The sequence below is a fragment of the Pseudomonas putida genome (genome assembly GCF_001636055.1).
Taxonomy (GTDB): Bacteria; Pseudomonadota; Gammaproteobacteria; order Pseudomonadales; family Pseudomonadaceae; genus Aquipseudomonas; species Aquipseudomonas machongensis.
Map to the genome: position 1 here is coordinate 913,354 of NZ_CP011789.1, position 24,043 is coordinate 937,396.

The following is a 24,043-nucleotide window of genomic DNA, read 5'->3' on the forward strand; positions in this document are numbered from 1 at the left end:
GGATGCAATTGACGCTGGTCAGAATGCCTGTGGGCGCGGGTTTATCCGCGAAAAGGCCAGTGCCTGCCTACAGGCCATGGCTGTGCACGGCGCGCCGCCGCCACTGCCTCAGCCGCTGTTCCAGTTGCAGCGGGCTGTCCAGTTGCTGGCGTCGTGCCTGGCTGAACAGGATCAAGGCCAGCTCTGCGGTGACCTGGGCGTCGGCACTGGCATGATGGCGCGCCTGTACCTCAAGGCCGAAGCGTGCCACCCAGTCGTCCAGGCCTGCCTCACGTAGCACGGTGTCGGGGTTGAGCATCGGTGCCAGTTCCGCCACATCGATGAAGACATGTTGCAGGCGATAGCCGAGGGTTTCCTTCAAGGCGCGCCCGAGCATGCCCTGGTCGAACGGCGCGTGAAAGGCCAGTACCGGGCTGTCGCCGATGAACTCCAGCAAGTCCACCAGCGCTTCGGCCGGGTCGCTGCCTGCCGACAGTGCGCTGGGCCCCAGGCCGTGGATCAGCACGCTGGCGTTGGTCTTCTGTTCGGGACGGTGCAGGGTGCGTTCGAACTGGCGGCCCAGGTCGATACCGCCGTCCTCGATGGCCACGGCTCCGATCGACAGCACCTGGTCACGGTTGAGGTTCAGACCGCTGGTTTCGAGGTCCAGTACTACCCAGCGCTGCTCGCGCAGAGGCTGCACGCCGTACGCTGCCGGGCCTGGCAGCGCGGCCAGGCGCTGGCGCAGTTCATCGTCGAGCGCCGGTGCGCTGGAGCGTAGCCAGGCGAACAGCTTCATAGCTGGTACCGCTGCGCCAGGCTGCTTTGCAGGCGCTGGGCCTGGCGCAGCGATTCACGCAGGATGCGGCGGTCCAGATGGTTGAGGCTGTCCGGGTCGACGCGGTTGGAGTAGGCCAGGTTATCGCGACTCTGGCGTTGGTGCTGTTGCATGCGGGTCTGCTGGATGAAGTGATAGGCCTCTTCGAAGGCGGCGCCATCGAGGGCATCGATGACGCCCTTGGCCACCAGCTGGCGCAACCGTTCCAGTGTGTTGTTGGCACCGATGCCGTTGGCCAGGGCGAGCAGGCGGGCGCCATCGACGAAGGGTGTCAGGCCCTGGACCTTGAGGTCGAGGGTGGCGGCCTTGTCGTTGCCCTGACGGGTCAGCACGAACTCGCGCAGGCGCCCGACCGGCGGGCGCTGGCGCAGGGCGTTGTCAGCCATCATGCGCTGGAAGATACGGTTGTCGGCAACCTGGGCGAGGATGCCCTGGCGAAGCACTTCGCAGCCTTGCTCATCGCCCCAGACCACGCGCAGGTCGAAGTAGATGCTCGAACCCAGCAGGTTTTCCGGGCTGGCTTCGCGGATGAAACCGGCAAAGCGCCGCGCCCATTCGGCACGCGACAGGCATAGCTCGGGGTTGCCGGCCATGACATTGCCCTTGCACAGGGTGAAGCCACACTGGGCGAGGTTGTGGTTGATGTATTGCGCCAGTGGCAGCAGACGCGCGCGAATGGCGTCGGCTTCGGCGCTGTCGCGGGCCTCGAAGAGAATGCCATTGTCCTGGTCGGTGTGCAGGGTCTGCTCGCGGCGTCCCTCGCTGCCGAAGCACAGCCAACTGAAGGCCACGCCGGGGTCGCCGCGTTCGGCCAGCGCCAGCTCGATCACCCGGCAGACGGTATGGTCGTTGAGCAGGGTGATGATCTGGGTGATCTGCGTCGAGGAAGCACCATGGGCGAGCATGCGCTCGACAAGTTGGCCGATCTCGCCGCGCAATGCCACCAGCACTTCCAGGCGCGGCGCGTGACGGATGGTGCGCGCCAGATGCACCAGGTCGACCCGCTGCAGGGAGAACAGGTCGCGCTCGGACACCACCCCACACAGGCGACCGTTATCCACCAGGCAGACATGCGCGATATGCCGTTCGGTCATCGCCATGGCGGCATCGAAGGCGCTGGCCTGGGGGCTGAGGTAGAACGGTGCGACGGTCATGTGCCGGTCGATCGGTGCACTGAGCTCGGCGCTGGCGTCGGCGACCACCTGACGGAGGTCGCGCAGGGTGAAGATACCGATGGGGAAGCGCTGCTCATTGACGATGGCAATGCTCCCCACTTGTTGTTCGTGCATCGACCGTACCGCGTCGCGCAGTGGCGTGTCGGGCGTGCACACCACCGGATGACGCATGGCCAGCTCGCCCAGCGGTGTATTGAGCGAATACTGCGTGCCCAGGGTTTCCACGGCGCGCTGGCGCACCTGCTGGTTGACCTGATCGAGCAGGCTGCTGACGCCGCGCAGGGCGAAGTCGCGAAATACGCCGGACAACGAGAACACGCGGATGAACGCCGCCTTGTTCAGTTGCAGGCAGAAGGTGTCTTCGCCGGCCAGGTGTTCGGTGCGCGTGGCCCGTTCGCCAAGCAGTGCGGCCAGGGGGAAGCATTCGCCGCTGGCGATCTCGAAGGTGGTTTCAACACCGGGGCCGGTGACATGCTGGCGTTCGCCCACCACCCGGCCCTGCTTGACGATGTAGAAGTGTTCCACGGGCCCGTCGGCGGGCTTGATGATGCTTTCGCCGCTGGCATAGAAGCGCAGTTGGCACTGCTCCACCAGATAGGCGAGGTGGCCCTGTTCCATCTGATTGAACGGCGGGAAGCGCTGCAGAAACTGCAGCGTACCTTGGATGTTCTGCAGCACCGCTGTCCTGCCGGCCTGGGTGTAGGCGTCCTTTTTGCTCATGAAGCTGACCGTATCGCTACGCCGAACTATATATATCTATCTATAGGTATCGGCTTTGTTGTTTTCGGCCTCCATGGTCGGCTGGCTGCCCGTGGATGCCCATTGGACGTAAGTCTATCGGTGAGCGTCGCTGTCAAGGATCCGACGAAAGGTGGGTAGGCTACGCCGGTTTTCGCGGTCCTAAACCTAGCACGAGATTTTTTTGACGAGATGGCCATGGCTGAGCATGACGAAATACTGAGTGACGCCGAGCGCGAGGCGTTGGCCGTGGTGAGCGCGCCAGTGGCGCCCAGGCCGGTGGTGCTGGTGGTGGACGACAATCCGGTGAACAGCGAGGCCCTGAGCCTGTACCTGAAAAGCCGTGGCATCGACTGCATGGTGGCCGATGGTGCGCAGGAGGCGATGTTCAAGCTGCACTACGAACCGCGCATCGCGCTGATGATCACCGATCTGCGCATGGAGCCCAAGGATGGCCTGGAACTGATTCGGCAGATTCGCGAGTCGGAGCGGGCGGCCTTGTCGATCATCGTGGTGTCGGGTGACACCGATGTGAAGGAGGCGGTGGACGTGATGCACCTGGGGGTGGTGGATTTTCTGCTTAAACCGGTGGATCTGGGGAAATTGCTGGGGCTGGTGAAAAGAGAATTGAAGATCGAGTAATGCAGGACTAGGGCTGCTTCGCAGCCCAATCGCGGCACAAGGCCGCTCCCACAGGTACGGCGCAAGCTTCGAACCGTGCACTGTACCTGTGGGAGCGGCCTTGTGCCGCGATTGGGCCGCAAAGCGACCCCCGTCGTAGATCTAACTTACAGCCCGTTACGCGCCTTGAACTCGCGACGGCGGCGATGCAGTACCGGCTCGGTATAGCCGTTCGGCTGCTTCGCACCTTCGACGACCAGCTCGACCGCGGCCTGGAACGCGATGTTGTCATCGAAGTTCGGCGCCATCGGGCGGTACTGGGCGTCGCCGGCGTTCTGCTTGTCGACCACCGCTGCCATGCGCTTGAGGCTTTCCAGCACCTGCTCCTGGGTGACGATGCCATGACGCAGCCAGTTGGCCAGCAACTGGGCGGAAATGCGCAGGGTGGCGCGGTCTTCCATCAGCCCGACGTTATTGATGTCCGGCACCTTCGAGCAGCCCACACCGTGGTCGATCCAGCGTACGACGTAGCCGAGGATGCCCTGGGCGTTGTTGTCCAGCTCGTTGCGGATCTCGTCGGCAGACCAGTGGGTGTTGGCCGCCAGCGGAATGGTCAGGATGTCGTCCACCGAGGCCGGGGTGCGCGAGGCCAGCTCGCGCTGGCGCGCCTGGACGTCGACCTTGTGGTAGTGCAGTGCGTGCAGGGTCGCGGCGGTCGGCGAAGGGACCCAGGCGGTGTTGGCGCCGGACAGCGGGTGGGCGATCTTCTGTTCGAGCATCGCCGCCATCAGGTCAGGCATGGCCCACATGCCCTTGCCGATCTGGGCACGGCCTTGCAGGCCAGTCGCCAGGCCGATGTCGACGTTGTTGTTTTCGTACGCGCCGATCCATTTCTCGCTCTTCATGGCGCCCTTGCGCACCATGGCGCCGGCTTCCATCGAGGTGTGGATCTCATCGCCAGTGCGGTCGAGGAAACCGGTGTTGATGAACACCACGCGCTCGGCCGCGGACTTGATGCAGGCCTTGAGGTTGACCGTGGTGCGGCGCTCCTCGTCCATGATGCCCACTTTGACGGTGTTGCGCGGCATGCCCAGCAGGTCTTCGACGCGGCTGAAGATCTCGGCGGCGAACGCCACTTCCTCAGGGCCGTGCATCTTCGGCTTGACGATGTACACGCTGCCGCTACGGGTGTTCTTGCGGCTGGTGTTGCCGTTGAGGTTGTGCAGCGCGATGAGGTTGGTGAACAGGGCGTCCTGGATACCTTCGGGAATTTCGTTGCCCTGGGCATCGAGGATCGCCGGGTTGGTCATCAGGTGACCGACGTTGCGCACGAACAGCAACGAACGACCGTGCAGGGTAACGCTGCCGCCATTGGGCGCTGCGTACTCGCGGTCGGGGTTCATGGTGCGAGTGAAGGTCTTGCCACCCTTGGTCACGCTTTCGGACAGGTCGCCCTTCATCAGGCCCAGCCAGTTGCGGTAGACGACGACCTTGTCGTCGGCATCGACGGCGGCGACAGAGTCTTCGCAGTCCATGATGGTGGTCAGTGCCGATTCCATCAGGATGTCTTTCACGCCGGCGGCGTCGGTGCTGCCGACCGGGGTGCTGGCGTCGACCTGGATCTCGAAGTGCAGGCCGTTGTGCTTGAGCAGCACGGCCGTCGGCGCTGCGGCGTCGCCACGGAAACCAATCAGTTGGGCGTCGTCGCGCAGGCCGCTGTTGCTGCCGCCCTTGAGCGCGACGACCAGCTTGCCGGCGTCGATGCGATAGCCGGTGGAATCGACGTGGGAGCCGGCAGCCAGGGGCGCGGCCTCATCGAGGAAGGCGCGGGCGAAGGCGATGACTTTGTCGCCGCGTACCTTGTTGTAGCCCTGGCCTTTTTCGGCGCCGCCTTCTTCGCTGATGGCGTCGGTGCCATACAGTGCGTCATACAGCGAACCCCAGCGGGCGTTGGCGGCGTTCAGGGCGAAGCGCGCGTTCATCACCGGCACCACCAGCTGCGGGCCGGCCATATGGGCGATTTCTTCGTCGACGTTTTGCGTGGTGGCCTGGAAATCGTCGGCTTGCGGCAGCAGGTAGCCGATTTCCTGGAGGAATGCTTTGTAGGTCGCGGCGTCGTGGGCCTGACCCTGGCGTGCCTGGTGCCAGGCATCGATCTTGGCTTGCAGCTCGTCACGCTTGGCGAGCAGGGCTTTGTTCTTTGGAGCGAGGTCGTTGATGATCTTCTCTGCACCGGCCCAGAACTGCTCGGCGACGATGCCGGTCCCCGCAATGGCTTCGTCGTTGACGAAGTCGTACAGGACCTTGGCGACCTGAAGGCCACCGACTTGAACGTATCCAGTCATTGCTTGCCTCACTCTGCTCAGCTATTTCGCTCTTCTGTATTAAGCCTGTAGCGCTTCTCTAAACACGCGGCCAGTACATGCCCTCGTCATGCAGCCCGAGCGCGGCTGGGTGCGGCCTGCCAGACAGGCTGGCGGGCGATTCGCGTATTTTCACAGGCGCCTTGGCAGACATCCAAACGACGTTTTGTAGTCCGCGCTGGCGCATACTACATGATGCAGTAGGCGAGTGAACATCAGACTAAAAGCGTCGTTGTGCGACCCGTTGGTCGCATGGGGTCACGCTGGGAGACAGTATGTTCGCAAAAAACGTGTGGATTGTTCCAGATAAATCTCTAAACGGTACACGATTTGTTGCTCGGTCTGCCCTGCGGCAGGTTGCCGCGCCTTGCCTATACTGATTCGATGCCCTTGTAAGAGCAGGTAGAGGAGTGGCCCGTGGATCATCTTGTACTCACCGTGATCGCCCCTGACAAGGCCGGACAGGTCGAACGCATCGCCCAGTGCATCTCCGATCACAGCGGTAACTGGCTGGAAAGCCGCATGTCGCGCATGGCCGGGCAGTTCGCCGGTATCCTGCGGGTGGCGGTGCCAGCGGAAAACTATGACGAGCTGGTCGAGTCACTGCAGAAGCTGGGCGACCATGGGATCCGCGTGCTGATTGCCGAGAGCGGCATCGAACCGTCCTGCACCTGGAAACCGATCGCGATGGAGCTGGTGGGCAATGACCGCCCCGGGATCGTTCGCGATATCACCCGGTTGCTGGCGGAGCAGGGGGTCAACCTCGAGCGCTTGAGCACCGAAGTGCGCCCGGCACCGATGAGCAGCGAGCCACTGTTCCACGCCGATGCCTTGCTGGCATTGCCGCTGACCTTGTCGCTGGATGTCCTGCAGCAGAAGCTCGAAAGCCTCGCCGATGACCTGATGGTGGAGTTGAAGCTCAGGCCGGAGGAATAGCGGGTTATCCCGATTTAACGGGGAAGCCCCTGTGGATAACCTGAGGGTACTCCAGGCCAGCCCCGATAGATCGCGGGCTGCAGCGGATTGTGCAAAAAATGTCCATATTTCAGGGGCTTGTGCACAAAGCGCGGGGATCAGGGTGTGGATAACCTCTGGAGACCTTGCTACAGGCCACGTGATACGTGGCCTGTAGAAGTTTGACTGTTTTTTGATCAGGCGCGTTTGCGCAGGCTCAGCCAGGCATCGACGCTGTAGATCGCCAGGCCAGCCCAGATGAACATGAAGGCGATCAGGGTACTCGAGGACAGGTGCTCGTCGAACAGCAGCACCGCCTGCAACAGCACCAGGGTCGGCGCCAGGTATTGCAGGAAGCCCAGGGTGGTGTAGGGCAGGTGGCGCGCGGCGGCGTTGAAGCACACCAGCGGCACCAGCGTGACCGGCCCCGCAGCCATCAACCACAACGCTTCGCTGCTGCTGAAGAACGCGAGGTTGGCGCTGTTGGCTTGCGGGTGCAGCAGCAGCCAGCCCAGTGCCAACGGCACCAGCATCCAGGTCTCCACCACCAACCCCGGCAGCGCCGCCACCGGCGCCTGCTTGCGGATCAGGCCATAGAAACCGAACGACAGCGCCAGCCCCAGCGACACCCAGGGCAGGCCACCGACCTGCCACACCTGTTGCGCCACCCCCGCTGCGGCCAACCCGACCGCCAGCCATTGCAGGCGGCGCAGGCGTTCGCCCAGCAGGAGCATGCCCAGCAGCACGTTGACCAGTGGGTTGATGTAGTAGCCCAGGCTGGCCTCGAGCATGCGCCCGTTGTTCACGGCCCACACGTAGGTCAGCCAGTTGCCTGCGATCAGTGCGCCGCTCAGGGCCAGGATCGCCAGGCGCCGCGGGTTGTCGCGCAGCTCGCGCCACCAGCCTGGGTGTTTCCATACCAGCAGCAGGAGCGAACCGAACAGTGCCGACCACAGTACCCGGTGGACGATGATCTCCACCGCCGGGACGCTCTGGATGGCTTTGAAGTAGAGGGGGAACAGCCCCCAGATGATGTAGGCGCTGAGGCCCAGGATGTACCCGCGCTGCGGGTTTGCGGCGTGCATGCAGATTCCTTGCTTTGGCAGCTGATATCGCGGCGCCTATTGTAGACAGCTGGCGCCTTGCAACTAGAACAATTTGAGTGGCGCTTCATCCAGCGCCGCCATCTGCTCGCGCAGGGCCAGGATCTGGTCGCCCCAGTAGCGCGGCTGGCCGAACCAGGGGAAGCTGCGCGGGAACGCGGGGTCGTCCCAGCGCCTTGCCAGCCAGGCGCTGTGATGCAACTGGCGCAGGGCGCGCAGCGGCTCGATCAGCGCCAGTTGGCGCGGGTCGAAATCGTGGAACTCGTTGTATCCGTCGATCAGTTCGGCCAACTGCGTCAGGCGCTCTTCGCGGCTGCCGGCCAGCATCATCCACAGGTCCTGCACTGCCGGCCCCATGCGGCAGTCGTCGAGATCGACGACGTGGTAGACGTCGTCGCGGTGCATCAGGTTGCCAGCGTGACAGTCGCCATGCAGGCGGATCGTCTCGAAGGGCGTGCGTTGGTAGATATCCTCGACCCGCTTGAGCAGGTCGCGGGCCACGGATTCGAACGCCGGCAGCAACTCGCGCGGGACGAAATCGCCGTCGAGCAGGGTCTTGAGCGAGGCATGGCCAAAGTTGTCCACAGCCAGTGTTTCGCGATGCTCGAAGGGGCGCGTGGCGCCGACGGCATGCAGGCGTCCGAGCAATTGCCCGAGGCGATACAGCTGATCGAGGTTGCCAGGTTCGGGCGCATGGCCGCCGCGGCGGGGGAACAAGGTGAAGCGAAAGCCCTGGTGCTCGAACAGGCTGCGACCTTCATGCTGAAGCGGGGCGACAACCGGCACCTCGTGCTCGGCCAGTTCGAAGCTGAAGCTGTGTTCCTCGAGGATGGCTGCATCGCTCCAGCGCCCGGGGCGGTAGAACTTGGCGATCAGCGGTTGTTCACCTTCGATGCCCACCTGATAGACGCGGTTCTCATAACTGTTGAGCGCCAGCACCCGGGCATCGCTGAGAAAGCCCAGGCTTTCGACGGCGTCCAGGACCAGGTCGGGGGTGAGGGTATCGAAGGGATGGGACATGGGAGCTCCGGCAGGGGAATGCATGCGCGGCATGGTAACGCATTCCATGGCAGCTTCAGGTGCCAAAGCTCCCTGCATTCCTGTGGAAGCGGGCTCGTCCCGCGATCGGGCGCGAAGCGGCCGTAAACCAGCCACTACAATGCTCCAGGCCCATCACGTCGCCTGCCAGGTAGCCGCTTCGGGTGATCGCGGTGCGAGCCCGCTCCAACGCATTGCGCGCTACACCGGCACCCCCAGCAGCACGAACGAAGGATGAAACTGCGCTCGCACCTTGCTGCCTGCCGCGACTGCCTGCTGCTGCAGCCATTGCGGTTCGGCAAAGGCGCACAGCGTCTGTCCGTTCTCCAGCGCCAGCCGCATTTCACTGCTGCCGCCTTCATTGGCCAGTACTTCTTCTACCTGGGCGCGCAGGCAATTGCTCTCGGCGTCCGGCTGATCAGCGGCAGCCAGCACTTTCACCCATCCGGCCTTGAGCAGGGCCACCACCGTGCTTCCCAGGGCCAGCTCCAGCCGTTCGGTACTGTCCGGTGTGATCAGCGCATCGATTTCCAGCCCGCTGCCAAGTGCCAGGCTGACCCTGTCGTAACGCCCCTCGCGGCGCAGCCCGCTGATCTGCCCGCGCAACTGATTGCGAGCGCTGGTGCGCAGCATCAGGCGGCCGAGCAGGTCGAGGTCGCTGTGTTCTTCGGTGGATTCGAGGATTTCGCTCTGCAACGCCTGGATGCGCTGATACAGGCGCAATACTCGCGCGCCCTCCGTCGACAGCTTGGCACCGCCACCGCCACGCCCGCCGGCACTGCGCTCGACCAACGGCTGAGCGGCGAGGTTGTTGAGCTCGTCGATGGCATCCCAGGCGCTCTTGTAACTGATCCCGGCCGCCTTGGCGGCGCGGGTGATCGAGCCTTGTTCAGCGATGTGCTGCAGCAGGGCGATGCGCTGCGGGCGACGGAAGATGTGCTGGGCAAGCAGGGCGGGCAGGGACATTGGGCAGGTTACCGGCGGTGTGATGCGGCGAAAGTGCCTTCGAGACCGAGTCTAGTCAACCCTGCCCAGGCCTGGGCGTGCGTGCCAGGCAATACACATCGACCCGGCGCGCCCCGGCCTTGCGCAGCAGGCTCGCCAGCGCTCGGGCAGTGGCACCGGTGGTCAGCACGTCGTCGACCAGGGCCACATGGCGCCCGTCGAGCGTGGCGTGCGGTGCGACGGTGAAGGCCTGGCGCAAGTTGCGCCAGCGCGCCTTGGCGTCGAGAGTCTGCTGCGCCGCGGTGTCCCGTGGGCGCAGCAGCACGCGCTCGTCGCAGGGGATGTGCAACTGGCTCGACAGCCAGCGTGCGAGCATGGCGGCCTGGTTGAAGCCGCGTTGGCGCAGTCGACGTGCAGCCAGTGGCACGGGCAACAGCTGGTCGGGTTTTGTCAGGCCCTCGTCATAGCGATGCTGCAGGGCCTGAGCCAGCAGATCTGCCAGCAGCCGCCCCAGCGGCCACTGGCTGCGGTGCTTGAAGCGGCTGATCGCAGCGTCCAGCGGATACCCGTAATGCCACGGCGCAATGACCCGTTCGAACGGCGGTGGCCTGCGGCTGCACTGGCCACAGGTCAATGCCCGCATCGCCAAGGGCAGCGCACAGCGCGTGCACTGTTCGTCGAGCCACGGCAACTCATGCTCGCAGGCCGGACACAAGGGGTATGCCTGTTGCGCAGGCTCATCGCAAAGCAAACAGATCTGTTTAATATTTAGCCAGTTGTAAACCAGTGTTTTTATGTTTGGTTGACAGTGCATGGGCCTTCCCTGACTATGCGAGCTATCCGTGAAGCGCTGCGGGCTTTCCTGTCCCGGCGCCTGTCAGAGCCTAGATAAGGAAACGCCGATGAGCGCCAGCACAAATGCAACAACACGTCACGACTGGTCCCTGGCCGAGGTCAGGGCGCTGTTCGAGCAGCCGTTCAACGACCTGTTGTTCCAGGCGCAGACCGTTCATCGCGCGCACTTCGACCCGAACCGCGTGCAGGTCTCGACGCTGCTGTCGATCAAGACCGGTGCCTGCCCCGAAGATTGCAAATATTGTCCGCAGTCCGGCCACTACAACACCGGGCTGGAAAAACAGAAGTTGATGGAAGTGCAGAAGGTGCTGGAAGAGGCTGCCCGGGCCAAGGCCATCGGCTCGACTCGCTTCTGCATGGGCGCCGCCTGGAAGCACCCCTCCGCCAAGGACATGCCCTACGTGCTGGAAATGGTCAAAGGGGTCAAGGCCATGGGCCTGGAAACCTGCATGACCCTCGGCAAGCTCGATCAGGACCAGACCCAGGCACTCGCCCAGGCGGGTCTGGACTACTACAACCACAACCTCGATACCTCGCCGGACTTCTACACCAGCATCATCACCACCCGCACCTACAGCGAGCGCCTGCAGACCCTTGCCTACGTACGCAATGCCGGGATGAAGATCTGCTCCGGCGGCATTCTCGGCATGGGCGAGTCGCTGGACGACCGCGCAGGCCTGCTGATCCAGCTCGCCAACCTGCCCGAGCACCCGGAGTCGGTACCGATCAACATGCTGGTGAAGGTTGCCGGTACGCCGCTGGCCAACGCAGAAGACGTCGATCCGTTCGATTTCATCCGCATGCTCGCGGTCGCGCGGATCCTCATGCCCAAGTCGCACGTGCGCCTGTCTGCTGGTCGTGAACAGATGAACGAGCAGATGCAGGCCCTGGCTTTCATGGCTGGCGCCAACTCGATCTTCTACGGCGAAAAACTGCTGACCACCGCCAACCCGCAGGCAGACAAGGACATGCAGCTGTTCGCGCGTCTGGGCATCAAGCCCGAAGAGCGTGAGGAGCACGCCGACGAAGTGCACCAGGCGGCCATCGAGCAGGCGCTGGTCGAGCAGCGCAGCAGCGAGATGTTCTACGACGCCGCTTCGGCCTGATCATGGCCTTCGATCTGGCGGCGCGCCTGGCCGAACGGCGCGCTGCGGACCTGTATCGGCGCCGACCCCTGTTGCAGAGCCCGCAAGGCCCGGAGGTGGTGGTCGACGGGCAGCGTCTGCTGGCGTTCTGCAGCAACGACTATCTCGGGTTGGCCAATCACCCGGAAGTGATCGCCGCCTGGCGTGCCGGTGCCGAGCGCTGGGGTGTCGGTGGCGGTGCCTCGCACCTGGTGGTCGGCCACAGTACTGCGCACCACGAGGTCGAAGAGGCCATCGCCGAGTTGACCGGACGCCCGCGTGCGCTGCTGTTCACCACCGGCTACATGGCCAACCTCGGCGCCATCACCGCGCTGGTGGGGCAGGGCGATACGGTGTTGCAGGATCGTCTCAACCATGCCTCGTTGCTCGACGGTGGGCTGCTCAGCGGCGCCCGCTTCAGCCGCTACCTGCACAACGATCCGGCGAGCCTGGCGAGTCGCCTGGATAAAGCGGTCGGTGACACGCTGGTGGTCACCGATGGTGTGTTCAGCATGGACGGTGATCTTGCCGACCTGCCCGCCCTGGCGACGGTGGCGCGTCCACATGGCGCCTGGCTGATGGTCGACGATGCCCATGGTTTCGGCACGCTGGGCGCCAATGGTGGCGGTATCGTCGAGCACTTCGGGTTGGGCATCGATCAGGTGCCGGTGCTGATCGGCACGCTCGGCAAGGCCTGCGGTACTGCCGGCGCCTTCGTCGCGGGCAGTGATGACCTGATCGAGGCGCTGGTGCAGTTCGCCCGTCCTTATATCTACACCACCAGTCAGCCGCCGGCACTGGCCTGTGCAACGCTGAAAAGCCTGCAACTGCTGCGTGATGAACGCTGGCGGCGCGAGCACCTTGGCGCGTTGATCCGCCAGTTCCGCCAGGGCGCGCAGCAGATCGGCCTGGCGTTGATGGACAGCCCGACCGCGATCCAGCCGATCCTGGTCGGCGATGCGGCGCGGGCATTGACGCTGTCGAAGATGCTGCGCGAGCGCGGTCTGCTGGTGACCGCGATCCGCCCGCCAACCGTACCTGTCGGCAGTGCGCGCCTGCGCGTAACCTTGAGCGCCGCGCACAGCGAGGCGCAGGTCCAGCTATTGTTGAATGCATTGGCCGAGTGTCATGCACAGCTGGAGTCCGCCGATGCGTAACCGACTGATCCTCTTGCCCGGCTGGGGGCTGGGCACCGCTTCACTGGAACCCCTGGCTGCCAGCCTGCGGGCGCAGGATCCACGCCTGCAGGTCGACCTGGCAGCGTTGCCGGAGCTGCCTGATGCTGACATCCAGGCCTGGGTCGATCACCTCGACCGCAAGCTGCCGACGGATGTCTGGCTGGGTGGCTGGTCGTTGGGCGGCATGCTTGCCAGCGCCTTGGCGCACAAGCGTGGCGACCATTGCTGTGGCCTGCTGACGCTGGCCAGCAATCCGAGTTTCGTGGCCCGCCACGACTGGCCCCACGGCATGGCCGAAGACACTTTCGGCACCTTCCTCGATGGTTGTCGCAGCCACACGCAGGTCACCCTCAAGCGATTTCGCACGCTGTGCAGCGAGGGGGCGCAGCAACCCCGCACCTTGCTGCGCCAGCTCGGCGTGGGTGTGCCGGACACCGATCCCTTGTACCTGGCCACCGGCCTGCAAGTGTTGGCCAAGCTGGATACCCGCCAGGCGCTCGAGCAGTACGGCGGCCCACAGTTGCACCTGTTCGCAGGTAGCGATGCACTGGTGCCGGCGGATGCGGCCAAGGCGCTCAGCGAGCTGCTGCCGGATGTTGAAGTCGGCCTGGTCGAAGACAGTTCCCACGCGTTCCTGCTGGAGTACCCACAGGAGCTTGCAGCGGGTATCAAGAGTTTCTTGCATGAGAGTGGTGATGACTGATCTTTCCCGCCCGATCCTGCCCGGCGCCCTGCCGGACAAGCGCCAGGTGGCGGCCTCGTTCTCTCGCGCGGCGGCCAGCTATGACAGCGTCGCAGCCCTGCAGCGCGCGGTGGGTGACGCTTTGCTCGCGCGCTTGCCGGCGTCGATGGCGCCGACCCGCTGGCTCGACCTGGGCAGCGGCACAGGCCATTTCAGTCGCGCCCTGGCTGCGCGCTTCGAGGCTGCCCATGGCGTGGCAGTGGATATCGCCGAAGGCATGTTGAGCCATGCCCGCGAGCAGGGTGGGGCGCATCATCATGTGGCTGGTGATGCCGAGCGCCTGCCGCTGCGCGATGGTGCCTTCGACCTGGTGTTCTCCAGCCTGGCAGTGCAGTGGTGCGACCAGTTCTCCAGCGTGCTGGCCGAAGCCCGGCGCGTGTTGCGACCGGGCGGAGTGCTGGCGTTCAGCAGCCTGTGTGTCGGCACGCTGGAGGAGTTGCGTGCCAGCTGGCAGGCAGTGGATGGGCTGGTGCATGTCAATCGTTTCCGGCACTTCGAGGATTACCAGCGCCTGTGCGCCGACAGCGGCCTGACCCTGCTCGGGCTGGAGCGCCTGCCCCACGTACTGCACTACCCGGATGTGCGCAGCCTGACCCACGAACTCAAGGCGCTGGGTGCGCATAACCTGAATCCCGGGCGCCCGTCGGGCCTGACCGGGCGTGCACGCATGCAGGGGCTGCTGCAGGCCTATGAGCAGTTCCGTGACGACCAAGGTCTGCCTGCCACCTATCAGGTGGTCTATGGGGTGTTGCGTAGAGGCGAAGAGGAGTGACATGAGCCAGGCCTATTTCATCGCCGGTACCGACACCGATGTCGGCAAGACCACCATCGCCACCGGGCTGTTGCGTGCAGGACATAACCTTGGGCGCAGCACGCTGGCTGCCAAGCCTGTGGCGTCCGGATGCACGGTCAGCTCCAAGGGGCTGCGCAACAGTGATGCGCTGGCGCTGATCGACGAAAGCTCGATCAAGCTGCCCTATGAGCAGGTCAATCCCTTCGCCTTCGAACCGGCCATCGCCCCGCATGTGGCCGCGCGCGAAGCCGGCGTGGCACTGAGCGTGCCGACACTGCGTGACGCCATGCAGCAAATACTGGCGCACGGCGCCGACTTCACCCTGATCGAGGGGGCGGGTGGCTGGCGGGTGCCGTTGTCCGATCATGCCAACCTGTCCGACCTGGCGGTTGCCTTGAAGCTTCCGGTGATCCTGGTGGTGGGGGTGCGCCTGGGTTGCATCAACCATGCGCTGCTCAGTGCCGAGGCCATCGCCCGCGATGGGCTGCAACTGGCGGGCTGGGTGGCCAATATCGTCGATCCACGCACTGCGCGGCTTGAAGAAAACCTGGCAAGCCTCGCCGAGCGCCTGCCGGCACCATGCCTGGGGCGGGTGCCGTGGCTGAAGTCTGCCGGAGCCGAGGCGGTTGCCGGTTATCTGGACCTGGACTTGCTTGATTGACCGATTGGTGAACATCCGGTTACGAAAAATGCCCTGATTCTATTAGCTGGCACTGGGCTATTAAGGATTTAAACGGGTAATTTTCCTTGCGGGCTGTTTTAATTGAGGCCTCTTTCCTCATCCAGTCTTGTGGAGTCCTGATATGGAAATCACCGGCAGCTCTGCTTTCTACGCAGGCCTCGGCGCCATCCAGAACGGGCAGAACCGCGTCGACCAGGCCGCCAGCCAGATCGCCAGCAATGGCGTCGAGCGCGCAGGCGCCAGCCAGTCCACCAGCTATCAGGCCGAGCGCCTGCGTGGTGTAGACCGCAGCCAACAGCAAGACTTGGCCACCAGTACCGTGCAGCTCGCCCTGGGCAAGCACGAAGTCGAACTGGGCGTGAAAGTCGCCAAGGCCTCCGACGAAATGCTCGGTCGGTTCATCGATACCTACGCCTGACTGCATAACCGTCGGCCAAGTACCTGTGGGAGCGGGTTTACCCGCGAATCAACCAAGCCACGCAAGTGTGCCTGGTTTTTTCGCGGGTAAACCCGCTCCCACAGTCGCATTGGGCCGATGAATCAAGCGCTGGCAGAAACGCCATTGTTCGCGACCGAATTGGCACTATCGTCCCTTCTTGACATTGCCCTGAGCTAAACGTAAGTTTCAAACAACTGTTTGACCGAAAGCCGCCAAGAGCTGGTCGGTACCCGTGGTCTCCCCAACGAACTCAGCCCAGAGGTTCATCGCCATGCCTGAATACAAAGCCCCCTTGCGTGATATTCGCTTCGTCCGTGACGAGCTGCTCGGCTATGAAGCGCACTATCAGAGCCTGCCGGGTTGCCAGGATGCTACACCGGACATGGTCGATGCGATCCTCGAGGAAGGTGCCAAGTTCTGTGAGCAGGTGCTGGCCCCGCTGAACCGTGTCGGCGACCTGGAAGGCTGCACCTGGAGCGAGTCGGGCGTGAAGACCCCGACCGGCTTCAAGGAAGCCTACAAGCAGTTCGTCGAAGGCGGCTGGCCGAGCCTGGCCCATGACGTAGAGCACGGCGGCCAAGGCCTGCCAGAGTCGCTGGGCCTGACCCTGAGCGAGATGGTCGGCGAGTCGAACTGGTCCTGGGGCATGTACCCAGGCCTGTCCCACGGCGCGATGAACACCATCTCCGAGCACGGGACCCCCGAGCAACAGGAAACCTACCTGACCAAGCTGGTGTCCGGCGAATGGACCGGCACCATGTGCCTGACCGAGCCGCACTGCGGCACCGACCTGGGCATGCTGCGCACCAAGGCCGAGCCGCAGGCCGACGGCAGCTACAAGGTATCCGGCACCAAGATCTTCATCTCGGCCGGTGAGCACGACATGGCCGATAACATCGTCCACATCGTGCTGGCGCGCCTGCCCGATGCCCCGGCCGGCACCAAGGGCATCTCGCTGTTCATCGTGCCCAAGTTCCTGCCGAACGCCGAAGGCGGTGTAGGCGAGCGCAACGGCGTGAGCTGCGGCTCCCTCGAGCACAAGATGGGCATCCACGGTAACGCCACCTGCGTGATGAACTTCGACGCGGCCACCGGCTACCTGATCGGCCCGGCCAACAAGGGCCTGAACTGCATGTTCACCTTCATGAACACCGCGCGCCTGGGGACAGCACTGCAAGGCCTGGCTCACGCCGAAGTGGCCTTCCAGGGTGGCCTGAAATATGCCCGCGATCGTCTGCAGATGCGCTCCCTGACCGGCCCGAAAGCACCGGACAAGGCCGCTGACCCGATCATCGTCCACCCGGACGTGCGCCGCATGCTGCTGACCATGAAAGCCTTCGCCGAAGGCAACCGCGCAATGGTCTACTTCACCGCCAAGCAGGTGGACATCGTCAAGTACAGCCAGGACGAGGAAGAGCGCAAGAAGGCCGATGCACTGCTGGCCTTCCTGACCCCGATCGCCAAGGCATTCATGACCGAAGTCGGTTTCGAGGCCGCCAACCATGGCGTGCAGATCTACGGTGGCCACGGTTTCATTGCCGAGTGGGGCATGGAGCAGAACGTGCGCGACAGCCGCATCTCGATGCTGTACGAAGGCACCACCGGCATCCAGGCTCTCGACCTGTTGGGCCGCAAGGTGCTGATGACCCAGGGCGAGGCGCTCAAGGGCTTCACCAAGATCGTCCACAAGTTCTGCCAAGGTCAGGAAGGCAACGAAGCCACCAAGGAATTCGTCGAGCCGCTGGCTGCGCTGAACAAGGAGTGGGGCGAGCTGACCATGAAGATCGGCATGGCCGCCATGAAAGACCGTGAGGAAGTCGGTGCCGCGTCCGTGGACTACCTGATGTACTCCGGCTACGCGTGCCTGGCCTACTTCTGGGCCGACATCGCCCGCCTGGCTGCCGAGAAGCTGGCGGCCGGCACCGCTGAAGAGGCGTTCTACACTGCCAAGCTGCAGACCGCGCGCTTCTACTTCCAGCGCATCCTGCCGCGTACTCGCACGCACGTGGCGGCCATCCTGTCGGGTGCCAACAACCTGATGGCGATGAAAGAAGAAGACTTCGGTCTGTCGATCTGACGCCCGACGCTGTACGGAAAAACGCCTGCCATTATCGGCAGGCGTTTTTTTTTGCCTGCTCTCGTTGCATCCGGTAACGAGAAAACCTCAAGACTCGCCCCCCGCGTGCCGTTAAACCCTTCGTTGTATTCATCTATTCATGTGCGCTGCCGATGAAGTAAGGGCACAATGCTATTATTGATCTGCCGGGTCGGAGATTACCCTTGTTTCGTCTATCCGCTGTTCGCGCCAGCCACTTTCTGCCTTCGATCCTGCTGCTGGTGTCGGGGCTTGCGGCGGCGTATGTCAGGGACCTGAGCGTGTTCTTCACGTCCCTGTTCAACGTATTACCTACCCTGGTGCTGCTGCTCGGCGGTGCCTACTGCGCGGTGTACCGCCGCCAGCGTGAACTGTTCCTGATGGTCACGGTGTACATCGCCTACTTCTTGCTCGATACCCAGACCGATTACTACCGCGATCATGGCAAGGTCCGCGAAGACGCTGCAGTGGTGTTCCACCTCGTGTGCCTGCTGCTGCCAGCACTGTTCGGCCTGTTCGGCGCCTGGCAGGAACGCACCCACCTGGCCCAGGACATGCTCGCGCGCTTCGCCGTGCTGTTCGCGGTTGGCAGCGTGACCCTGGCGCTGGAGCAGAGTTACCCACAGACGTTGCTGACGTGGCTGGCAGAGATCCGCTGGCCGTCGCTGCATGGGCAGTGGATGAGCCTGATCCAGTTGGCCTACCCGTTGTTCCTGGGCGTATTCATTCTGCTGGTGGTGCAATACCTGCGCGAGCCCCGGCCGTTGCACGCCGCGCAGGTCACCGGCCTGGTGGGGATCTTCTGGATGCTGCCGCAGACGTTCATCCTGCCCTTCACCCTGAACATCATGTGCAGCCAGGTGATGCTGATGATCGCCGCAGCCGTCTCCCACGAGGCCTACCAGATGGCGTTTCGCGACGAACTGACCGGCCTTCCTGGCCGCCGCGCGCTGAACGAACGCATGCAGCGCCTGGGCCGCAGTTATGTGATCGCCATGACCGACGTGGATCACTTCAAGAAATTCAATGACACCCATGGCCACGATGTCGGCGACCAAGTGTTGCGTCTGGTCGCCAGCCGCCTGTCGAAGGTGACCGGGGGCGGGCGCGCCTATCGCTATGGTGGTGAGGAGTTCGCCCTGGTGTTCGCCGGGCAGACCGCCGAAGAATGCCTGCCGCACCTGGAAGCGGTGCGCGAGATGATCGCTAACTATGCCATCCAGCTGCGCGATCAGAACAGCCGCCCGCAGGATGATTCCACCGGGCGTCAGCGGCGTGCAGGTTCGGCGGGCAACACGGTGTCGGTGACCATCAGTATCGGCGTCGCCGAGCGCCTACCGGAGCACCGCAACCCGGAAGAAGTGCTCAAATCCGCTGACCAGGCGCTCTACAGCGCCAAGGCTGCGGGTCGTAACTGCGTTATGCAGCAGGGGCAAACTGCACGGCGCGGGGCAGTTCGCATGGCGTGACTATAGTTGACTATATGGTCGCGTGATGACCCTATGTCTCGTAAAAGTTGTTCGGTTACACTGCTTCCAACCCAGTGTGCGGCCCATGGCGGCCGCCCCCGACTCTGCTAGCGAGAGGTTGTCATGGCCGACTATAAAGCGCCCCTGCGCGATATGCGCTTCGTACTCAATGAAGTCTTCAAGGTTGCCGATCTCTGGTCCCAGTTGCCGGGGCTGGCTGAGGTTGTCGACGCCGAAACTGCCCTGGCCGTGCTGGAAGAGGCAGGCAAGGTCACCAGCAAGAGCATTGCGCCCCTGAGCCGCGCCGCTGATGAAGAAGGCTGCCACTGGGACAATGGCGCGGTCCGCACCCCGGCCGGGTTCATCGAGGCTTACCAGACCTACGCCGAAGGCGGCTGGGTCGGTGTTGGCGGGGATCCGCTGTTTGGTGGCATGGGCATGCCCAAGGCCATCTCGGCCCAGGTCGAGGAAATGGTCAACGCCTCGAGCCTGTCGTTCGGGCTGTATCCGATGCTCACCGCAGGTGCCTGCCTGTCGATCAACGCCCACGCCAGCGAAGCGTTGAAGGAAAAGTATCTGCCGAACATGTACGCCGGCGTCTGGGCCGGCTCCATGTGCCTGACCGAGCCCCATGCCGGCACCGACCTGGGCATCATCCGCACCAAGGCCGAGCCGCAGGCCGACGGCAGCTACAAGGTCAGCGGCACCAAGATCTTCATCACCGGTGGCGAGCACGACCTGACCGAAAACATCATCCACCTCGTGCTGGCCAAGCTGCCGGACGCGCCGGCTGGTCCGAAAGGCATCTCGCTGTTCCTGGTGCCCAAGTTCCTGGTCAACGACGATGGCAGCCTGGGTGCGCGCAACCCGGCCACCTGTGGCTCGATCGAACACAAGATGGGCATCCAGGCTTCGGCCACCTGCGTGATGAACTTCGACGAGGCAATCGGCTATATCGTCGGTGAGCCGAACAAAGGCCTGGCGGCGATGTTCACCATGATGAACTACGAGCGCCTGGGTGTCGGTATCCAAGGCCTGGCGTCGGCCGAGCGCTCTTACCAGAATGCCGTCGAATACGCCCGCGACCGCTTGCAGAGCCGCGCACCGACGGGCCCGCAAGCCAAGGACAAGGTCGCCGACCCGATCATCGTCCACCCCGATGTGCGCCGCATGCTGCTCACCATGAAAGCGTTGATCGAAGGCGGTCGGGCGTTTTCCACCTATGTTGCCATGCAACTGGACAGCGCCAAGTTCAGCGAAGACGCCGCTACCCGCAAACGCAGCGAGGAACTGGTGGCCTTGCTGACGCCGGTGGCCAAGGCCTTCCTCACCGACCTCGGCCTGGAGTGCACCGTACATGGCCAGCAGGTGTTCGGTGGACACGGCTACATTCGCGAATGGGGCCAGGAGCAGTTGGTGCGCGATGTGCGCATCACGCAGATCTACGAGGGTACCAACGGCATCCAGGCCCTGGACCTGATGGGGCGCAAGGTGGTGGCCAGCGGCGGCGCGTACTACCGTCTGTTCGCTGACGAGATCCGTCAGTTCCTCGGCGCTGCCGACGACGAGTTCACGCGGCCGCTGGGCGCTGCGCTGGATCAGCTCGACGGCTTGACCGAGTGGGTGCTGGAGCAGGCGAAAGGCAACCCCAACGAAATTGGTGCCGCCTCGGTCGAGTACCTGCATGCGTTCGGCTACGTGGCCTATGGCTACATGTGGGCATTGATGGCCCGTGCTGCGCAGGTAGGCGAGGGCGACGAGGCCTTCTATGGTGCGAAGCTTGGGACGGCGCGCTTCTACTTCGCCCGCCTGCTGCCAAGGCTGGATTCGTTGGTGGCTTCGGTGAAGGCGGGCAGCGAGTCGTTGTACCTGCTGGACGCCGCGCAATTCTGATCGAGGAGCCGGGGTTTTCGAGTGCAAACGGGACGTTCTGAAAACCTCGGCCTTGTAAGCTTTTTCCTACATTACGTGGTGACTTTTCTCCTCTTTCCTAAGATTGGATCCACGGTTAATCTTTCTTACATGGACGGAGCGCAGGAAGCGCAAAGGACAGAACAGGGACACGTAGGATTTCCCGCCAGGATGGTGGGACGATAAGGATGTCAGGGAAACAGTCTGGAGAACCCCGCCTCGGCGGGGTTTTCTTTGTCTGGCGTTTTTATGCGCCGCGCCCATCCAGTGTCTGCACGCCAGCCTGGCGGGCATCGCTCTCCTCCTCAAGCAGGGTGCGCAGCAACTCCACCGATGCCTGCTGGCGCTGGGCATCGCGAAACACCAGGCCCACCTTGAGCGGCACCCGCGGCTCGCTCAGGGGTTTCCACAGCAGTGCCTGATCGTCTTCGGCCGCTTCCTTGGCCCGCCCCGGAAGGATGGTCGCCAGGGCGGTATTGGCCAGGCTGTCGAGAATCCCCCCCATGTTGTTCATCTCTGCCTGCACCTGCGGCCTGCGCCCGAGGTTGGCCAGTTGTGCCTTCCAGATCTGTCGGATCTGAAATTCCTCCCCCAGCATCAGCAGCGGCAGTTCGGCGGCTTGTCTGATCGAGACCTTCTTGAAGTCTTTCAGTGGATGCGTATTGGGGATGACAAGCTGCAGTTCATCTTCGTACAACAACAGCCCGTGCAGCCCAGGCTGACGTGGCGGCAGGTAGCTGATGCCGATATCGAGGCTGCCGTTGAGTAGCCGCCGCTCGATTTCCAGCCCCGACAGTTCGTAGATCTGTACGACCAGGTGTGGCTGGGCCTTGCGCAGTTTCTCCAGCAGCCGCGGCACCAGGCTCGGGCGTACGGTCTGCAGCACACCGATGGCCAAGGTGCGCAAGGACTGGCCCTTGAACCCCTGCATGGCTTCCTGGGCGCGCTGCAGCCCGTCGAGCAGGGGCAATGCATGGTTGTAGAGGGTGTGCGCCGCTAGGGTTGGCAGCAGGCGTTTGTTGCTGCGCTCGAACAGGTTCAGGTCAAGGCTGTGCTCAAGCTGGCGGATCTGTTGCGACAGTGCCGGTTGCGACAGTGACAGACGCTCTGCAGCCCGCCCCACATGACCTTCTTCATAGACCGCGACGAAATAACGCAGTTGGCGAAAATCCATAAGAAGTACTTATCGAAAAAGCTGAAAAATCGAAATGGCCGCGAAGCGCCGGTACGCCTAGTCTATCGCCGTATTCCGGAGGGCTGAAGCGATCCGCCCGGTTCATTGTTGCCCCGGATGAGAAACACTTTTGATAGGCAAGGCAAAATATCCGACCTCAGGCGAAGACCGGGGCGCCTTGCCGTCCCCGTGATTGCCTTGGAGTCATCATGAACCTGTTCAAGCTGCGTCGTTCGGCTGCGGCCGTTGCCGGGCCCGTGCAGAGTCCGACGCATGAGGCGCAGCCCTCGCCGTTGTCCCGCGAGTGGCTGATGCCTGGCCGCGAGCGCGCACCTCAGGTGTTCGTGCGGGGTCAGGGTTCGTGGTTGTGGGACGACCAGGGGCATGCGTACCTGGACTTCACCCAGGGCTGCGCGGTCAACAGCCTCGGGCACAGCCCTGAAGTGCTGGCCAGGGCCCTCGGCAGCCAGGCCCAGGCCCTGATCAATCCGGGCGCGGGCTTTCACAGCTCGGCGCTGCTGGCGTTGGCCGGGCGCTTGTGCCAAAGCACCGGCAGCGACCAGGCGTACCTGCTCAACAGTGGCGCCGAGGCTTGCGAGGGCGCAATCAAGCTTGCGCGCAAATGGGGCCAGCTGCATCGCGGCGGCGCCTATCACATCATCACGGCCAGCCAGGCCTGCCATGGCCGCAGCCTTGGCGCGCTGTCGGCGTCCGACCCGCTGCCGTGCAACCGCTGCGAACCGGGATTGCCAGGCTTCAGCAAGGTGCCGTTCAACGACCTGGCTGCGCTGCATGCCGAGGTCGACTCGCGCACCGTGGCGATCATGCTCGAGCCGATCCAGGGCGAAGCCGGCGTGATTCCGGCGACACGTGAATACCTGCAGGGAGTCGAAAAGCTCTGCCGCGAGCTGGGCATCCTGTTGATTCTCGACGAAGTGCAGACCGGTATCGGCCGTTGTGGCGCGCTGCTGGCCGAACAGACCTACGGCGTGCGTGCCGACATCCTCACCTTGGGCAAGGGCCTGGGTGGCGGAGTGCCGCTGGCGGCCCTGCTGGCCCGCGGTACGGCCTGCTGCGCCGCGCCGGGCGAGCTCGAGGGCAGCCACCACGGCAACGCCCTGATGAGCGCGGCGGGCCTGGCGGTGCTGGACACCGTGCTGGCCCCGGGTTTTCTCGAGAAGGTGCAGGACAGCGGCCGGCACCTGCGCGAGGGTCTTAGCCGTCTGGCGGGGCGCTACGGGCAGGGCGAGGTGCGGGGCCAGGGGTTGTTATGGGCGTTGCAGTTGCGTGAAGCGCTGGCCCAGGAACTGGTCGAGGCAGCACTGCACGAAGGCCTGCTGCTCAATGCTCCGCAAGCGGATGTGGTGCGCTTCTCGCCGGCGCTGACCGTTAGCCGGGGCAATATCGACGAAATGCTGCAGCGGTTATCCCGTGCCTTCGCCCGCTTGCATTCCCACCCACAGGTTCGCCGCGAAGCGACGGCCTGACCACCGAATTTCAACGAACCGTCTCGCGTTCCTGCGCATCGCCCTTGGCCAGCTGTATTTGGCCCGGGGCGTTTTTTTTCAGGCGTGATATCAGTGTGGAACCTCCAGCGAAGCGCACTAGTCTGTGTTGAGAACCATCCCAGGAGAGCTTCACATGGACTTCATTCGTATCATCATCGCTATTCTTCTGCCGCCTTTGGGCGTGTTCCTGCAGGTTGGCTTCGGCGGCGCGTTCTGGTTGAACATCCTGCTGACCCTGTTGGGCTACATTCCGGGGATCGTGCACGCGGTGTACATCATCGCCAAGCGCTAGCGCATGAGGGGGCCGGGCGCGGCCCCC

The 24,043-nt window shown here is 63.7% G+C and carries 21 protein-coding genes; 13 read left to right on the forward strand and 8 right to left on the reverse strand.

Annotation, left to right across the window (positions count from 1 at the left end):
- Positions 1 to 67 precede the first annotated feature (67 nt).
- A complete protein-coding gene (locus AB688_RS04030; RefSeq protein WP_063542326.1) occupies positions 68 to 778 on the reverse strand; it encodes a PolC-type DNA polymerase III in 711 nt (236 codons plus the stop codon).
- Entirely contained in the window at positions 775 to 2,712 is a 1,938-nt protein-coding gene (locus AB688_RS04035; protein ID WP_063542328.1) for a putative nucleotidyltransferase substrate binding domain-containing protein, read from the reverse strand. Before AB688_RS04035 ends, AB688_RS04030 begins: the two co-directional genes overlap by 4 nt.
- Before the next feature lie 216 nt (positions 2,713 to 2,928).
- On the opposite strand from AB688_RS04035, the gene AB688_RS04040 reads away from it, so the two are divergent.
- Entirely contained in the window at positions 2,929 to 3,372 is a 444-nt protein-coding gene (locus tag AB688_RS04040; protein ID WP_063546616.1) for a response regulator, read from the forward strand.
- Positions 3,373 to 3,518: 146 nt separating this feature from the next.
- Here the strand turns inward: AB688_RS04040 and AB688_RS04045 are convergent, their stop codons facing one another.
- A complete protein-coding gene (locus AB688_RS04045; protein ID WP_063542330.1) occupies positions 3,519 to 5,696 on the reverse strand; it encodes a malate synthase G in 2,178 nt (725 codons plus the stop codon).
- Between the two features lie 435 nt (positions 5,697 to 6,131).
- Between AB688_RS04045 and AB688_RS04050 the strand changes: the two genes are divergently transcribed.
- Entirely contained in the window at positions 6,132 to 6,650 is a 519-nt protein-coding gene (locus AB688_RS04050) for a glycine cleavage system protein R (RefSeq protein ID WP_063542332.1), read from the forward strand.
- A 215-nt stretch (positions 6,651 to 6,865) separates the two neighbouring features.
- Here the strand turns inward: AB688_RS04050 and rarD are convergent, their stop codons facing one another.
- The 4 genes from rarD to AB688_RS04070 form a co-directional block, all read right to left on the reverse strand.
- On the reverse strand, positions 6,866 to 7,753 hold the full coding sequence (gene rarD, locus AB688_RS04055; protein WP_054892181.1) for an EamA family transporter RarD: 888 nt from the start codon (positions 7,751 to 7,753) through the stop codon (positions 6,866 to 6,868).
- Between the two features lie 63 nt (positions 7,754 to 7,816).
- Entirely contained in the window at positions 7,817 to 8,791 is a 975-nt protein-coding gene (locus AB688_RS04060; RefSeq protein ID WP_063542334.1) for a serine/threonine protein kinase, read from the reverse strand.
- A 219-nt stretch (positions 8,792 to 9,010) separates the two neighbouring features.
- Entirely contained in the window at positions 9,011 to 9,775 is a 765-nt protein-coding gene (locus AB688_RS04065) for a TOBE domain-containing protein (RefSeq protein WP_063542336.1), read from the reverse strand.
- 55 nt (positions 9,776 to 9,830) lie between these two features.
- A complete protein-coding gene (locus AB688_RS04070; RefSeq protein ID WP_063542338.1) occupies positions 9,831 to 10,568 on the reverse strand; it encodes a ComF family protein in 738 nt (245 codons plus the stop codon).
- Positions 10,569 to 10,656: 88 nt separating this feature from the next.
- Between AB688_RS04070 and bioB the strand changes: the two genes are divergently transcribed.
- From bioB to AB688_RS04115, 9 genes are all read left to right on the forward strand, one after another.
- Positions 10,657 to 11,715, forward strand: a complete 1,059-nt coding sequence (gene bioB / locus AB688_RS04075; RefSeq protein WP_063542340.1) for a biotin synthase BioB — start codon at positions 10,657 to 10,659, stop codon at positions 11,713 to 11,715.
- Between the two features lie 2 nt (positions 11,716 to 11,717).
- Entirely contained in the window at positions 11,718 to 12,890 is a 1,173-nt protein-coding gene (bioF, locus tag AB688_RS04080; protein WP_063542342.1) for an 8-amino-7-oxononanoate synthase, read from the forward strand.
- On the forward strand, positions 12,883 to 13,614 hold the full coding sequence (locus tag AB688_RS04085; RefSeq protein WP_054892187.1) for an alpha/beta fold hydrolase: 732 nt from the start codon (positions 12,883 to 12,885) through the stop codon (positions 13,612 to 13,614). Before bioF ends, AB688_RS04085 begins: the two co-directional genes overlap by 8 nt.
- On the forward strand, positions 13,607 to 14,425 hold the full coding sequence (gene bioC, locus AB688_RS04090; RefSeq protein WP_063542344.1) for a malonyl-ACP O-methyltransferase BioC: 819 nt from the start codon (positions 13,607 to 13,609) through the stop codon (positions 14,423 to 14,425). Before AB688_RS04085 ends, bioC begins: the two co-directional genes overlap by 8 nt.
- A 1-nt stretch (position 14,426) precedes the next feature.
- Positions 14,427 to 15,107, forward strand: a complete 681-nt coding sequence (gene bioD / locus AB688_RS04095) for a dethiobiotin synthase (RefSeq protein ID WP_063542346.1) — start codon at positions 14,427 to 14,429, stop codon at positions 15,105 to 15,107.
- Between the two features lie 142 nt (positions 15,108 to 15,249).
- Entirely contained in the window at positions 15,250 to 15,546 is a 297-nt protein-coding gene (locus tag AB688_RS04100) for a hypothetical protein (protein ID WP_063542348.1), read from the forward strand.
- A 292-nt stretch (positions 15,547 to 15,838) separates the two neighbouring features.
- Positions 15,839 to 17,644, forward strand: a complete 1,806-nt coding sequence (locus tag AB688_RS04105) for a phenylacyl-CoA dehydrogenase (protein WP_054892191.1) — start codon at positions 15,839 to 15,841, stop codon at positions 17,642 to 17,644.
- Between the two features lie 203 nt (positions 17,645 to 17,847).
- Positions 17,848 to 19,131, forward strand: a complete 1,284-nt coding sequence (locus tag AB688_RS04110; protein WP_063542350.1) for a sensor domain-containing diguanylate cyclase — start codon at positions 17,848 to 17,850, stop codon at positions 19,129 to 19,131.
- A gap of 123 nt (positions 19,132 to 19,254) precedes the next feature.
- Positions 19,255 to 21,024 carry an acyl-CoA dehydrogenase C-terminal domain-containing protein gene (locus AB688_RS04115; RefSeq protein WP_063542352.1) on the forward strand — a complete coding sequence of 590 codons (1,770 nt, stop codon included), beginning with the start codon at positions 19,255 to 19,257 and terminating at the stop codon, positions 21,022 to 21,024.
- A gap of 265 nt (positions 21,025 to 21,289) precedes the next feature.
- Here AB688_RS04115 and AB688_RS04120 read toward each other — a convergent pair whose 3' ends face one another.
- Positions 21,290 to 22,216, reverse strand: coding sequence for a LysR family transcriptional regulator (locus AB688_RS04120; protein WP_054892194.1), 927 nt, complete (start codon positions 22,214 to 22,216; stop codon positions 21,290 to 21,292).
- A gap of 209 nt (positions 22,217 to 22,425) precedes the next feature.
- Between AB688_RS04120 and AB688_RS04125 the strand changes: the two genes are divergently transcribed.
- Both AB688_RS04125 and AB688_RS26050 read left to right on the forward strand, forming a co-directional pair.
- Positions 22,426 to 23,703 (forward strand): aminotransferase class III-fold pyridoxal phosphate-dependent enzyme, encoded by a 1,278-nt coding sequence (locus AB688_RS04125; protein ID WP_063542354.1) that lies wholly within the window; start codon positions 22,426 to 22,428, stop codon positions 23,701 to 23,703.
- 154 nt (positions 23,704 to 23,857) lie between these two features.
- The gene (locus AB688_RS26050) at positions 23,858 to 24,016 is read left to right on the forward strand and encodes a YqaE/Pmp3 family membrane protein (RefSeq protein WP_003177654.1); all 159 of its coding nucleotides are present in this window, start codon (positions 23,858 to 23,860) and stop codon (positions 24,014 to 24,016) included.
- The last annotated feature ends 27 nt before the right edge of the window (positions 24,017 to 24,043 follow it).

Bases quoted from the DNA above. Each gene is read 5' to 3' on its own strand.
- bioF (WP_063542342.1), top strand. From the start codon at position 11,718: ATGGCCTTCGATCTGGCGGCGCGCCTGGCCGAACGGCGCGCTGCGGAC.
- bioB (WP_063542340.1), top strand. From the start codon at position 10,657: ATGAGCGCCAGCACAAATGCAACAACACGTCACGACTGGTCCCTGGCC.
- AB688_RS04040 (WP_063546616.1), top strand. From the start codon at position 2,929: ATGGCTGAGCATGACGAAATACTGAGTGACGCCGAGCGCGAGGCGTTG.
- AB688_RS04105 (WP_054892191.1), top strand. From the start codon at position 15,839: ATGCCTGAATACAAAGCCCCCTTGCGTGATATTCGCTTCGTCCGTGAC.
- AB688_RS04065 (WP_063542336.1), bottom strand. From the start codon at position 9,775: ATGTCCCTGCCCGCCCTGCTTGCCCAGCACATCTTCCGTCGCCCGCAG.
- AB688_RS04060 (WP_063542334.1), bottom strand. From the start codon at position 8,791: ATGTCCCATCCCTTCGATACCCTCACCCCCGACCTGGTCCTGGACGCC.
- AB688_RS04070 (WP_063542338.1), bottom strand. From the start codon at position 10,568: ATGCACTGTCAACCAAACATAAAAACACTGGTTTACAACTGGCTAAAT.
- AB688_RS04120 (WP_054892194.1), bottom strand. From the start codon at position 22,216: ATGGATTTTCGCCAACTGCGTTATTTCGTCGCGGTCTATGAAGAAGGT.
- AB688_RS04115 (WP_063542352.1), top strand. From the start codon at position 19,255: ATGGCCGACTATAAAGCGCCCCTGCGCGATATGCGCTTCGTACTCAAT.
- AB688_RS04035 (WP_063542328.1), bottom strand. From the start codon at position 2,712: ATGAGCAAAAAGGACGCCTACACCCAGGCCGGCAGGACAGCGGTGCTG.
- AB688_RS04125 (WP_063542354.1), top strand. From the start codon at position 22,426: ATGAACCTGTTCAAGCTGCGTCGTTCGGCTGCGGCCGTTGCCGGGCCC.
- rarD (WP_054892181.1), bottom strand. From the start codon at position 7,753: ATGCACGCCGCAAACCCGCAGCGCGGGTACATCCTGGGCCTCAGCGCC.
- AB688_RS04100 (WP_063542348.1), top strand. From the start codon at position 15,250: ATGGAAATCACCGGCAGCTCTGCTTTCTACGCAGGCCTCGGCGCCATC.
- AB688_RS26050 (WP_003177654.1), top strand. From the start codon at position 23,858: ATGGACTTCATTCGTATCATCATCGCTATTCTTCTGCCGCCTTTGGGC.
- AB688_RS04085 (WP_054892187.1), top strand. From the start codon at position 12,883: ATGCGTAACCGACTGATCCTCTTGCCCGGCTGGGGGCTGGGCACCGCT.
- bioD (WP_063542346.1), top strand. From the start codon at position 14,427: ATGAGCCAGGCCTATTTCATCGCCGGTACCGACACCGATGTCGGCAAG.
- bioC (WP_063542344.1), top strand. From the start codon at position 13,607: ATGACTGATCTTTCCCGCCCGATCCTGCCCGGCGCCCTGCCGGACAAG.
- AB688_RS04030 (WP_063542326.1), bottom strand. From the start codon at position 778: ATGAAGCTGTTCGCCTGGCTACGCTCCAGCGCACCGGCGCTCGACGAT.
- AB688_RS04045 (WP_063542330.1), bottom strand. From the start codon at position 5,696: ATGACTGGATACGTTCAAGTCGGTGGCCTTCAGGTCGCCAAGGTCCTG.